Genomic DNA, 13409 nt, shown 5'->3' with positions numbered 1-13409 from the left:
ATGTAACCATCTCTCAAGCCAACATGTGCTGCTCATTCAGCTGTTTCTAGCTTTTTCATAACTAGAACTGGAAGTGGAAGAATTACTTTTTTAGAAATCAAATAGCGATTTTAAATCATTTTATACTTATGTTTATTCTTATACTCAAAAAGCAACTTTTCCCAGAAAAAATTTAATTTTTAATTTCAATCAAATATATTTACTCTGTAATTAACCATAACGTATTCGTTTAAATGTTTTTACACAACTTATGTTTGTGGTAATATTATGAAAGATACGGCTTAGGGAATGGATAAAACTATATGAAATTAACTTAAAAAATAGACCATGAAAAAATTAAAAATTGAAATCAAATGGGCAATTTTATTCTCAATTATGACATTACTTTGGATGGTATTAGAAAAGTTGAGCGGACTCCATAGTACCTATATTGACTACCATTTTTATCTTACAAACCTGTTTGCAATTCCAGCTATAGTATTTATGGTTCTGGCGTTACAAGAAAAAAAGAAGGTTTATTATAGTGGCCATATGAGTTATAAACAAGGACTTATTTCGGGTATAATTTTGTCTGTTATCATTGCATTATTAAGTCCGTTGGCTCAATGGATCATTTCATATGTAATTTCGCCAGAATATTTTCCAAATGTGATTAAACGTTCTGTTGAAATTGGCTACTTCAAATCGATTGCTGAAGCAGAAGCAAACTTTAACTATTCAAATTATGCTAAACAAGGTGCAATAGGTGCTTTGATGATGGGAATCGTAACGACTGCCATTGCTATGATTTTTATAAGATCAAAAAAGTTGAAATAACTTAAAAGCGTTAAAAGCAGTTTTTTAGACAGACTGAAAGGAATAGCTATTTTTAAAACCGAAAATTTTTCTAATAAAATGAATTATTCTGAAGTTGCAAATGAAATAATCAAATTAAAAAATAAGGATTTAGAATTAAGACAAAAATTGATTGAGCAAAAAAAGCTCTCTCATAGTTATGATCTTGCAATGGAAAATCTTCACATTAGCAATGCAAAAAAACTCAATGCGATTATTGATGAAGTGGGTTTTCCTAATGTTGAAAAAGTTGGAATTGAAGCAAGTGAATCTGCTTGGCTAATCATACAACATGCTATTAGCGAACCTGAATTCATGAAAAAATGTTTGAAAATTTTAGAGAACGGGATAGTTGAAAATAAAAATTACGAAGGAAATTTGGCTCGTTTATCAGATAGAATAGCGGTATTCGAGGGAAAACCTCAATTATTTGGGACTCAATTTGATTGGGACAAAAATGGTGTCTTAAGTCCAAATATGTGCGATGATTTATCGATGGTAAACATTCGAAGATTAAAAATTGGTTTAAATACTATAGAAGAACAAACACAAAAAATAAGACTACAAGCAAAAAATGAAAATCAAACAGTTCCAAAAAACCTTTTTGAAAGAGAAATAGAAATTAATCTTTGGAAAAAAAAAGTTGGATGGATTAAATAAAATAGCATTAATAAGCTTTTTTTAAGACCTCAATTTACGCTAGCATAAAAATGGATAATTTTAGCAATGTATAGGATATTGTAGCCAATAAAGACTGTTGCCTTAAAAGGTGAATATCATTTTTGAGTTTGGCAATCACATCACTACAGCCAAATATATTTTACAAAGTCAACAAATTATTGACAACACTATTCTATTAAGATTAAAACATTTTATACATTTGAGAAAAACAAAATTTCAAAAGCATCGATCCAAACTTTGCGGTAAATTATAATCAAACAGATACGATGGAATACGATTATGTTATTGTAGGTAGTGGTTTTGGTGGTTCTGTGAGTGCCTTGCGGCTATCAAAAAAAGGGTATAAAGTAGTCGTAATCGAAAAAGGAAAATGGTATCAAGCAGCAGATTTTCCCAAAACCAACTGGAATTTTAAAAAATGGCTTTGGTTGCCAAGTCTCCGTTTTTTTGGTATCATGAAGCTTACCATTTTTAAACATGTCGCTGTTCTTTCGGGAACTGGTGTTGGTGGAGGTTCTTTGGTCTACGCCAATACGCTACCCATTCCAAAGTCTACCTTTTTTAAAACTGGAAGCTGGAGTACCTTGAACGATTGGGAAAAAGAACTCGCGCCTTTTTATCAAGAAGCACTAAAAATGCTTGGCGCCGCTAAAAATCCTAAATTATTTGATGGTGATCTTGGATTACAAAAAGTAGCCCAGAAATTGGGTATGGAAGATAAATTTGATGCCACAAATGTTGCCGTTTATTTTGGAGAAGAAAACGTTACTAAAAAAGACCCCTATTTTGATGGAAAAGGACCTGAAAGAACAGGTTGCAATTTTTGCGGTGCTTGCATGACAGGCTGCAGAAACAATTCTAAAAACACCCTTGACAAGAATTATTTGTACCTCGCACAACATTATGGAGCGGTTATTATGGCGGAGCAGGAAGTCTATGATGTTAAACCAATCAATACTTCAGATGGCACCCATGGCTACGAAGTTTCTATAAAAACAAGTACACAATTTTTTACCAAAAAAAGTACCATTAAAAGTAAAGGAGTCATTTTTTCTGGTGGTGTGCTAGGAACTATTAAATTACTACTGCAACTCAAGACAAAATCTTTACCCAATATTTCAGATCGATTGGGGGAAGACATTAGAACTAATAATGAAACTCTTGTTAGTGTTTCCACGCTTGATAAAGAAAAAAACTTTTCAAAAGGAGTTGCCATCGGAAGTATTTTAGATACAGATGAGAACAGTCACCTAGAAATTTGCCGCTATTCTGAAGGTTCAAATGCGTGGAAATTAATTCACTTTCCCTATGTAACAGGCAGTAACGCTTTTGTGCGCATTGCAAAAGTTCTTGCTGCTTTAGTAAAGTCGCCAGCAAATTATTTTACAATATATTTTAGAAACAGTTGGGCAAAAAAAACGGTGGTACTGCTTTTTATGCAAACATTAGAGAGTACACTAAAACTCAAAATCAACTTTTTTGGATTCATGAATTCAACCGTTAGTAAAGGTAAAAAGCCATCTCCTTTTATTCCAGAGTCTGTTCAATTGATCAAAGAATACAGTGAGGCTGTAAATGGTGTCAGTACTTCTTTTGCGGTAGAAACTATCGCTGGAATTCCTTCTACAGCTCACATATTAGGTGGTGCAGTGATGGGATCAAATGCTAGTGAAGGTGTAATTGATAAAAACAATAAAGTTTTTGGATACGAAAATCTCTATATCATAGATGGTTCAATGATTTCAGCAAATCCTGGGGTAAATCCATCTTTGTCTATCACAGCAATTGCAGAACATGCGATGGACAAAATTCCTTTCAAAAAATCGGAAGAAATTATCATCAAACAATCAGTGGAAGTCGATGCAATACTTAATTAAGTTTATAAAAATTATTGGATGCTTTTTAGCCATCCTTATTATTGCCATACTGCTATTTTTTGGTCATCGTGATATTCCATTTATAGACTTGAAAACAAAGTATACGAATGAGGCTTCCTCCTTTTTTTCAATTGATGGAATGAATGTTCATTATCGTGATGAAGGCAATCAACAGGATACCATCCCTATTGTACTTATTCACGGCACGGCATCCAGTTTGCATACCTTTGATGCGTGGGCGAACCGTTTAAAAATAACCAATCGCGTGATCCGAATGGATTTGCCTGCCTATGGCTTAACCGGACCATTTCCTGATCGCAATTATTCGATTCAACATTACACTGAATTTATCAAAACCTTTTTGGATTCTTTACAAGTTAAGCGATGCATTTTAGCTGGTAATTCTCTAGGAGGAGAAATCGCTTGGAATTTTGCAGTAGCTCAACCTAAAATGGTTGAAAAATTGATTTTAATAGATGCAGCAGGATATCGGCAAATTTCTAAAAGTGTACCAGTTGCTTTTAAAATTGGCCAAACTCCCATTCTAAATAAAATGCTCACGTATATTACGCCGCGTTTTATAGTAAAAGCAAGTGTCGAAAATATTTATTTTGACAAATCGAAAGTGACGCCAGATTTAGTTGATCGTTACTATGAACTAACTTTGAGAGAAGGTAATCGTCAGGCATTTGTAGACCGTTTTACGATAGAAAAAGACACTTCAGCTTACAAGAACATCAAAACAATCAAGCAGCCTACACTGATACTATGGGGATCTGAAGATTTATTAATTCCATTAGAAAATGCAACGAAGTTTCATAAAGATTTGCCTCATAATTCCTTAGCTATTATACAAAATACCGGTCATACTCCAATGGAAGAAAGCCCCATTGAAAGTCTAAAACCAGTACTTCAGTTCTTGAAAAAAGATCTCAGTAGCAATAAAAAATTTTAAAAAGGACTAAAAGTTTAGCATGTAATTAACGATAAACAATTGTAGAATAAGAATATCTATTTGCAAAAGCTAATCCTATTTATCAGAAGTCAGCACATTACTAACTTCCTCCTTTAGTATTTACAAAAAGTCAATTTAATTGCAGTGTAAATCAACTATATCGATGCCGATAATTCACAAAAAAGGAAGTTTTACAGCAATTAAAATTGCTCATTAGCCCCCTCTTTGTGAGCAAAATAATAGTAATTAATTAAAGGATAAATATTAAATTTTCTGAATAAACGCAATTGCAGTTCCCTTGAAAAGAAACAAATTTATTGTAATAGTGAAATGGTTTTTTTTACCTTTGGTATCTAAAAAAACAGTCCTATATGATTACCAAAGCTACACTTGAAGACCTTACAGCATTGAATCAATTGATTAATTCAGCCTATCGCGGAGAAACCTCCAAGAAAGGTTGGACTACCGAAGCTAACATTCTGGAAGGATTGCGTACCACAGAGACTGAATTAAAAGAAACCGTTTTAAATACAAAAAATACACTACTAAAATTTAGTTGTAACGATGAAATTGTCGGCTGCGTTTTGCTAGTTGACAAAACCGATCACTTGTACTTAGGCATGTTGACCGTTGCACCACATTTACAAAATGGAGGCGTTGGAAAAAAATTATTGCAGCAAGCTGAAATTCATGCTTTGGAACTAGGTTTACCAAAAATTGCCATGACCGTAATTACCGTTCGTGAAGAATTAATTGCTTGGTACCTTCGTAATGGTTATAAAGACACTGGCGCGAGAGAACCGTTTCCGTCAAGTGATGTACATATTCCTATTGCTAATGAACCTTTAGAATTTATGGTACTTAGCAAAACTATAAACAAACCTGAAACACTTTAAAGTGTAAATACCCTTTTGAATAAAATAATTTGAAAGGGTATTTTTGGATACCAAGATGTTACAGCACTAAGTCTTCAAAAAGGCGCTGAGTTGTTTGGTCTAAATTGTCACCTAATCCTGGATGTGGTCTAGAAGTTTGAATGACTGAACTACGAAGTGCCGTTAACCATCGAAATCGCGAAGGGAGATCAAATTGCCCAATTGGCCCAGCATCTTTTTCACCATGAGCTACTTTTGCAAAAGCTTGAATGTTTAATTTCAATTGTTCTATGTCTAAGTCATTCGAAAAAAGATGGAGTTTACCCTCATTAATTTCGAATAAAACTTTTATAAATTTTGCTCTTTTACAAAAAAGAATAACCCCAATATTAAGGAATTCTTCGCGTTCTACCCTTGGCACAACACGGATCACGGCATACTCATATAAGTGTTGCTCTTGCATTTTGTGCTTCTGTTATAAAAATTTCGGAATGATCTAAACGAGTACTTAAAAATTGAAAATAAACTTCCCTAATGGCTTCGGGTTGTTCCTGGTTTTCTTCCCATTGAAGCCAAGCATCAGGTATAAGATTGACAATGTTTCTAATAACTTCTGTTGAAAGAATAGATTTGAATTCAAGATTTGTTTCTTGTAACAAAGAAGCCTGAGGCAACAAAACATGATCTTTTATCAAGGCAAAAGGACTTTTTGCATGTTTCTCCCAATTGCTCCAAGAATGATGAAAATAAAAACTTGCTCCATGATCAATTAACCATAACTCTTTATGCCAAATCAGCATATTGGTATTCCTAAATGTTCTATCCACATTAGTAATAAAAGCATCTAACCAAACAATTTGCGAAGCTAGTTTGGCATCAACTACAGTTACAACAGGATCAAAATTAATAGCACCAGATAAATAATGCAAGGCTAAATTAAGTCCTTGACTGCCTTGTAATAAATCTTGAATTTCTTCATCAGCTTCACTACGCCCAAAAGCTTCGTCTAGATTTGCAAATACTAATTCGGGCATTTTTAAGTTCAAAACTCTAGCAATCTCACCCCCTATCAATTCTGCAATTAAGGCTTTTACGCCATGGCCTGCTCCTTTAAACTTTAAAACATATTTAAAATCATCATCTGCTTCAGCAAGAGCTGGTAAAGAACCGCCTTCCCGCAGCGGAGTTATGTATCGCGTAACATTTACGGTTCTAAGATGGGGTTGTTTTTCCATAATTGAATTGGATAAAGCAGTTTTGCTGTGGTACAAACTTACAAATTAAGAAATGATTATACTATCTTAATTTATTTTCTGTTCCGCTTCTAAACTCAGAAAAGCTTTTCCAATATTGGCAATAATATCTGAAGCAATAAACGATTGATAACCAGTTTCTGGTAATGCAATATCAGCTGTTAAACCATGAAGATAAACACCTATCAAGGCTGCATGAAGAGGATCATACAACTGCGCTAATAAACTAGTAATCATCCCCGTCAAAACATCGCCAGTTCCAGCAGTTGCAAGCGCAGCATTTCCGCTGGTATTTTCATAGACGGTTTCTCCATCAATGATTCGGGTGGGTGCGCCTTTCATCACAATGATAACATTGTATTTTTTAGAGAAGTAAATTGCTTTACTCCTTTTCTCTTCTTCGGAATCCCATTTTCCTACTAATCGTTCCAATTCTTTGGGATGTGGCGTTAAGATTGTTTTGGGTGGTACCAAAGAAAACCATTCTTTATTTTTGGATAAAATATTCAATGCATCAGCATCGATTACTAATGGCGTTTTATTCGTTTTTAAAAACTGACAAAATGCCTTTTGTGTTTCAATTTCCTGACCTAAACCTGGACCAATTCCGATAGCTTGCGGTACAATTTTGAAAGTAATATCAGAAATTATTTCGTCCTGAAAATCAGTAAGAACCATGACTTCGGGAATCGCTGTTTGAAGAATAGAGTACCCACATTTTGGAATAAAAACAGTTACCAATCCGCAACCAGTTTTCAAACAAGCCTTTGAAGCTAAACTTATAGAACCAATTTTCCCATAACTTCCACCAATAATCAGTGCATGTCCCTGAATTCCTTTATGTGTAAACTGATCAGTTCCTTTATAAATTTTTAGTATTTCAAAATGATTAATCGGTATCAATTTTTGCATTGTTTTTTTTAAAATTACAATAATTAATTGAAAACAAGAAATCTACACAAACAATAAAATGCATAATTAAATATTTTAAAAAAAAGTCGAACGTAAGTAAAAAACAAAAGAGAGCATTTGATTCCATTAATTTAAAAATAACGTTTAGGGTTTTCTTTAAGTTAAAAGTAAACGGGATTTGTTAGCATACTATATCTATGAAATCCATTTTATTAAGAAAAATATTTAGCAATACAGCAAATAGCTCCTTAAAATATTTTTTTTAGCAAACTAAAAAATACCGAAAACGTTTGAAACTTTGCTCCTACAGCCTTTGTAAGCCAAAATAAAATCAATAAATTAGCGACTTTAAATTTTATATCAAAAACACCATGAAAAATACTGCGCTAACGCACATACACGAGAGTTTGGGAGCAAAAATGCTTCCGTTTGCTGGATACAATATGCCAATTTCATACGAAGGCGTTAACGCAGAACATGAAACGGTTCGTAATACAGTAGGCGTTTTTGATGTTTCTCACATGGGAGAATTCTTGCTTACGGGACCAAATGCATTGGCTTTGATACAAAAAGTAACTTCAAATGATGCATCGACTTTAACGATTGGCAAAGCGCAATATTCTTGTTTACCAAATAATGATGGTGGAATAGTTGATGATTTACTGGTTTATAAAATGAAGGAAGAGCAATATTTACTGGTAGTTAACGCCTCAAATATTGAAAAAGATTGGAACTGGATTTCAGCTCAAAATGATTTGGGTGTAGATATGAAAAACATTTCGGATGATTATTCTTTACTTGCCATTCAAGGACCAAAAGCGGTTGAAGCAATGCAATCCTTAACTTCAAAAGATTTATCAGCCATTGCGTATTACCATTTTGAGGTAGGTGATTTTGCTGGAATTGAAAACGTAATTATATCAGCAACGGGTTATACTGGATCTGGAGGTTTTGAAATTTATTGTAAAAATGAAGAGGTAGAACAAATTTGGAATAAAGTTTTTGAAGCAGGTGCTCCTTTTGGCATAAAACCAATAGGACTTGCTGCTCGTGATACCTTGCGTTTAGAAATGGGTTTTTGTTTGTACGGCAATGACATCAACGATACAACCTCACCTTTAGAGGCTGGTTTAGGTTGGATTACTAAATTCACTAAGGATTTCACAAATGCTGAAAATTTAAAAAAGCAGAAAGAAATTGGAGTGACTAAAAAGTTAGTTGCATTTGAAATGCAAGAGCGCGCAGTGCCAAGACATGATTATGAAATTGTAGATGCATCAGGAAGTGTTATAGGAATTGTGACATCTGGAACCATGTCTCCATCAATGAACAAAGGAATAGGAATGGGTTACGTTACAACTGCCAATAGCGCACTAGATAGTGAAATTTTTATTCGTATTAGAAAAAATGATGTATTAGCTAAGGTGGTAAAATTGCCTTTTTATAAGAAATAAAATGATTTTTAAACCTGCATAATTATTGTATTTTTGCAGTTCAAAATAACAAATAGTAATGGGAAGAGCGTTTGAGTTTAGAAAAGGAAGAAAAATGAAACGTTGGTCAGCAATGGCCAAAGCATTTACCAGAATAGGTAAGGATATTGTAATGGCTGTTAAAGAAGGTGGTCCCAATCCTGAGGCCAACTCGAGACTAAGAGCCGTAATCCAAAACTCTAAGGCAGTTAACATGCCTAAAGAAAATGTGGAGCGTGCTATAAAAAAAGCGACTGACAAAGATACAGCAAATTACAAGGAACAATTGTTTGAAGGCTATGCGCCGCACGGAATTGCGATTTTGATAGAAACTGCAACAGATAACAATAATAGAACTGTTGCAAACATTAGAAGTTATTTCAACAAATGCAATGGAACTATGGGAACACAAGGCTCTGTAGAGTTTATGTTTGATCATACCTGTAATTTTAGAATCCCAAATAACAATCAAGATGTAGAAGAACTTGAATTAGAGTTTATTGATTTTGGAGCAGAAGAAATTTTTGCTGATGAAGATGGAATTTTAATTTATGCTCCTTTTGGTAGTTTTGGAACCATTCAAAAAGAACTTGAAAGTCGAGGCATTGAAATTTTATCTTCGGGATTCGAACGTATCCCTCAAATTACAAAGAAGTTAACCGAAGCAGAAATGGCTGATGTTGAAAAATTAATTGAAAAAATTGAAGAGGATGATGACGTGATGAACGTTTATCATACTATGGAAGAATAATTCTTTTCGTAAAAACCAAAAAACTCTTGAGTAATCAGGAGTTTTTTTTTGCCCATACCTTAATAAATATTTTAAAACTTAGCAAAAAAAACTCCAGATACATTCTGGAGTTTTATATAAGACTATTACAATTTGAACTATTTTATAAATTCAATTTTTTGAACTTCTTCTTCATTGATACTGTCAAAAAATCCTTGCTCATTCATCCAGTCATCACTAAAAACTTTACTCATATATCGAGATCCATGATCTGGAAAAATAGCTATTACATTACTATTTTCGTCAAACTCTCCCTCTTCTGCGTATTGCTTAATTGCTTGCATCACCGCTCCAGAAGTATATCCAACAAATAAACCTTCTTTTTTAGTAATTTCTCTGGCAGTGTGCGCACTTTCCTCATCTGTCACCTTCATGAACTTGTCTATAATATCAAAATCAGTTGCAGATGGAATTAGATTTTTACCCAATCCTTCAATTCTGTATGGATAAATTTCTTCGTTATCAAATTCTCTAGTTTCATGGTACTTTTTCAAAACTGAACCAAAAGCATCAACACCTAAAATTTTAATATTAGGATTTTGTTCTTTCAGGTATTTTGCAGTTCCTGAAATAGTTCCACCAGTACCACTGCATGCTACAAGATGCGTAATGGCTCCATTAGTTTGTTTCCAAATTTCTGGACCTGTAGAATTGTAATGTGCATCAATATTTAACTGATTGAAGTACTGATTAATGTAAACAGAACCTTTCGTTTCTTCATGTAAACGCTTCGCTACATTATAATAGGAACGTTCATCATCTGCTGATACGTGAGCTGGACAAACATAAACCTTGGCACCTAAGCTACGTAGCATGTCAATTTTATCTTTGGATGATTTTGAGCTTACTGCTAGTATACAATTGTACCCTTTGATAATACTTACCATTGCCAAACTAAACCCAGTATTACCAGATGTAGTTTCAATTATAGTATCACCAGGTGATAAAATCCCTCTTTTTTCAGCTTCTTCAATAATATATAAAGCAATTCTATCTTTAGAGGAATGTCCTGGATTAAAAGCTTCTACTTTTGCGTAAAAATTTCCAACTAAATCTTCAGTAACTTTATTTAGCTTAATAAGTGGAGTATTACCTATTAATTCTAAGACATTATTATAAGCAGATATCTCTTTTTTCATAAAAAAATAGTTAGTCGCAGCAAATTTTAATTCAACTACGAACAGTGCAAATTTAACAAAAATATTCTAATTAGTTTTTAATTTTTTCTAAATCTAGTAAAAAACTATACTCCTTTGCTAATTCCTTTAAAGCCTCAAACCTACCTGAAGCCCCGCCATGCCCTGCATCCATGTTTGTATTTAAATACAACGTTGTGTCGTTAGTTTTTAGCGTACGCAGCTTTGCAACCCACTTTGCTGGTTCCCAATATTGTACTTGTGAGTCATGCAAGCCTGTAGAAACATACATATTAGGATATTTTTGTGCTTTTACGTTATCATATGGAGAATAAGACAACATGTACTTGTAATATTTTTTTTCATTTGGATTACCCCATTCATCGTATTCACCTGTAGTAAGTGGTATCGTATCATCTAGCATAGTGGTGATAACATCAACAAATGGAACTTGAGCAATCACTCCATGGTATAATTCTGGAGCCATATTTACTACTGCTCCCATCAACAATCCACCTGCTGATCCGCCCTCGGCATACAAATGTTCTGGAGAGGTATATTTTTCTTGAATTAAATACTTAGAACAATCAATAAAATCGGTAAAAGTATTTTTCTTTTTAAGCAATTTCCCATCTTCGTACCATTGTCTTCCTAAATCTTCGCCACCACGAATGTGCGCAATGGCGAAAACAAAACCTCTGTCTAAAATAGACAAACGCGTTGATGAAAAATAAGTATCCATAGTCACGCCATAAGAACCATACGCATAAAGTAACACCGGATTATTAGCGTCTTTTTTCAGACCTTTTTTATAAACCATTGAAATTGGCACCTTGGTTCCATCAGTTGCAGTGGCCCAAACTCGTTCCTCTGTGTAATTGTTTTTATCAAATTTTCCACCTAGAACTTGTTGCTCCTTCTTAACTTCTTTTTCTTTGGTCTTCATATTAAAATCGATAACAGAAGAAGGAGTTGCTAAGGATTGATAGCTGTAACGCAAAATATCAGTATCAAAATCTACATTTGTAGTAGTGTAGGCATTGTAAGTTTCACTACCAAAAGGCAAATAATATTCTCCCTCACCACTCCACGGCATAATACGGATGTGATTTAAACCATTAGAACGTTCTTCAACAACAAGATAGTTTCTGAAAATTTCAATATCTTCCAGCAAAACATCATCTCTATGCGCAATGACATCAACCCAATTTGCTTTTGCAGTAGCACTTTCGGGAGTTTTCATCAACTTGAAGTTTGTTGCTTTGTCTTTATTGGTCAAAATATAAAACGAATCTCCAAAATGTGAAATACTATACTCTAAGCCACGAACTCTAGGTTGAAAAACCTTAAATTCAGCATCAGGAGTGTCTGAATTTAAGATTCTATACTCGGTAGTCAGGGTACTCCCCGATCCTATTACAATATATTTTTTTGATTTTTCCTTCCCAACGGAGACGTTGAAAGTATCGTCTTTTTCAAAAAACACTAGTACATCTTGATCCGAGTTTGTATTTAATTTATGCTTGAATACTTTATCAGAACGCAGTGTAACTTCATCTTGTTTGGTATAAAAAATCGTTTTATTGTCATTGGCCCACACAGAACTACCAGTTGTATTTTCTATTTTATCAGATAAAATTTCCCCTGTTTCTAAATTTTTTATTTGAATAGCGTAAATTCTTCTTCCGACAATATCTACACCAAAACTTGCAAATTTATTATCCGGACTTACACTTAATCCACCTAATTGAAAGTAAGAATGCCCTTTGGCTAAATCATTACAGTTAAAAAGAATTTCTTCGGCAGCAGTTAAACTTCCTTTTTTTCTAGAGTAAATAGGATAATCTTTTCCTGTTTCAAAACGGGTAATATAATAATAACCGTTGTAAAGATATGGCACTGATTCATCATCCTCTTTAATACGAGATTTCATTTCCTCGTACAATTCTTTCTGAAAACCCTTGGTATCCGCAGTCATAGCTTCGTAGTAACTGTTTTCATGATTTAAATAATCAATAACCTCTGGATTTTCTCTTTTGTTTAACCAAAAATAATTATCCACACGAGTATCACCGTGTTTCTCTAAAACGGTTGGAATTATTTTTGCTAAAGGTGCTTTTATATTTTCGGACATTTGCTGTGCGTTTATTTTAATTATTGAAAGTGCAAAAATAACACAAAGACCACTTAGTAAAGCTTTATTTTTCATGATTCTTTTATTGAATTGAAACACTAATGTAGTAATTTTGTATTTAAAACTTAAAATAATTTTAACATGGATTTAATGGGCATGATGGGTAAATTAAAAGAAACCCAACAAAAAATTGAAGATACTAAGAAAAGATTAGATACTGTTCTTATTGATGAGCAAAGCACTGATGGTTTATTAAAAGTAACTCTAACTGCTAATAGAGCTATAAAATCAATACAAATTGATAACGCTTTACTTGAAGATAAAGAACAATTAGAAGATTATTTAATCCTGGTTTTAAACAAAGCGATTGAAAAGGCTACTAAAACAAACGAAGCTGAACTTGATGCAGTAGCAAAAATGGACATGCCAATGATTCCTGGAATGGATAATTTGTTTAAGTAATCAGGGATTATAATTTTTGAATTATGAG

At 33.5% G+C, this 13409-nt stretch carries 13 protein-coding genes; 8 read left to right on the top strand and 5 right to left on the bottom strand.

All coding sequences use genetic code 11. The annotated features are described in order from the left end of the window. Positions 1-327 precede the first annotated feature (327 nt). The 5 genes from DNC80_RS12845 (at position 328) to DNC80_RS12825 (ending at position 5243) form a co-directional block, all read left to right on the top strand. Positions 328-816 (top strand): DUF4199 domain-containing protein, encoded by a 489-nt coding sequence (locus DNC80_RS12845; RefSeq protein ID WP_182651573.1) that lies wholly within the window; start codon positions 328-330, stop codon positions 814-816. A gap of 78 nt (positions 817-894) precedes the next feature. Next, entirely contained in the window at positions 895-1494 is a 600-nt protein-coding gene (locus DNC80_RS12840; RefSeq protein ID WP_182651572.1) for a DUF6624 domain-containing protein, read from the top strand. A 287-nt stretch (positions 1495-1781) separates the two neighbouring features. Next, complete coding sequence (locus DNC80_RS12835; protein WP_182651571.1) at positions 1782-3392, top strand: GMC oxidoreductase; 1611 nt, start codon at positions 1782-1784, stop codon at positions 3390-3392. After that, positions 3376-4347, top strand: coding sequence for an alpha/beta fold hydrolase (locus DNC80_RS12830; RefSeq protein WP_220485247.1), 972 nt, complete (start codon positions 3376-3378; stop codon positions 4345-4347). The genes DNC80_RS12835 and DNC80_RS12830 overlap by 17 nt, the downstream gene beginning before the upstream one ends. A gap of 371 nt (positions 4348-4718) precedes the next feature. Then, positions 4719-5243: a GNAT family N-acetyltransferase gene (locus tag DNC80_RS12825; protein ID WP_182651569.1), complete on the top strand. Its 525-nt coding sequence runs from the start codon at positions 4719-4721 to the stop codon at positions 5241-5243. A 58-nt stretch (positions 5244-5301) separates the two neighbouring features. Here the strand turns inward: DNC80_RS12825 and DNC80_RS12820 are convergent, their stop codons facing one another. From DNC80_RS12820 to DNC80_RS12810, 3 genes are all read right to left on the bottom strand, one after another. Beyond that, positions 5302-5685 carry a DUF3037 domain-containing protein gene (locus tag DNC80_RS12820; protein ID WP_182651568.1) on the bottom strand — a complete coding sequence of 128 codons (384 nt, stop codon included), beginning with the start codon at positions 5683-5685 and terminating at the stop codon, positions 5302-5304. Further along, positions 5663-6457 carry a HipA family kinase gene (locus tag DNC80_RS12815; RefSeq protein WP_182651567.1) on the bottom strand — a complete coding sequence of 265 codons (795 nt, stop codon included), beginning with the start codon at positions 6455-6457 and terminating at the stop codon, positions 5663-5665. Before DNC80_RS12815 ends, DNC80_RS12820 begins: the two co-directional genes overlap by 23 nt. 66 nt (positions 6458-6523) lie before the next feature. Continuing rightward, on the bottom strand, positions 6524-7387 hold the full coding sequence (locus DNC80_RS12810; RefSeq protein WP_182651566.1) for an NAD(P)H-hydrate dehydratase: 864 nt from the start codon (positions 7385-7387) through the stop codon (positions 6524-6526). 371 nt (positions 7388-7758) lie between these two features. Between DNC80_RS12810 and gcvT the strand changes: the two genes are divergently transcribed. After that, positions 7759-8841, top strand: coding sequence for a glycine cleavage system aminomethyltransferase GcvT (gene gcvT, locus DNC80_RS12805; RefSeq protein WP_182651565.1), 1083 nt, complete (start codon positions 7759-7761; stop codon positions 8839-8841). A 58-nt stretch (positions 8842-8899) separates the two neighbouring features. Continuing rightward, a complete protein-coding gene (locus DNC80_RS12800) occupies positions 8900-9610 on the top strand; it encodes a YebC/PmpR family DNA-binding transcriptional regulator (protein WP_144893803.1) in 711 nt (236 codons plus the stop codon). Positions 9611-9747: 137 nt separating this feature from the next. Here the strand turns inward: DNC80_RS12800 and DNC80_RS12795 are convergent, their stop codons facing one another. Together DNC80_RS12795 and DNC80_RS12790 are read right to left on the bottom strand one after the other, a co-directional pair. Beyond that, positions 9748-10788 (bottom strand): PLP-dependent cysteine synthase family protein, encoded by a 1041-nt coding sequence (locus DNC80_RS12795; RefSeq protein ID WP_086453818.1) that lies wholly within the window; start codon positions 10786-10788, stop codon positions 9748-9750. Between the two features lie 70 nt (positions 10789-10858). Continuing rightward, positions 10859-12994: a S9 family peptidase gene (locus tag DNC80_RS12790; RefSeq protein WP_182651564.1), complete on the bottom strand. Its 2136-nt coding sequence runs from the start codon at positions 12992-12994 to the stop codon at positions 10859-10861. 66 nt (positions 12995-13060) lie between these two features. Between DNC80_RS12790 and DNC80_RS12785 the strand changes: the two genes are divergently transcribed. Next, entirely contained in the window at positions 13061-13381 is a 321-nt protein-coding gene (locus DNC80_RS12785) for a YbaB/EbfC family nucleoid-associated protein (protein ID WP_144893801.1), read from the top strand. Positions 13382-13409 lie beyond the last annotated feature (28 nt).

Origin of the sequence: Flavobacterium sp. SOK18b, from assembly GCF_014156605.1 — a bacterium.
GTDB classification, from domain to species: domain Bacteria; phylum Bacteroidota; class Bacteroidia; order Flavobacteriales; family Flavobacteriaceae; genus Flavobacterium; species Flavobacterium tiangeerense.
This window is presented reverse-complemented; position numbering and strand designations above follow the sequence as displayed.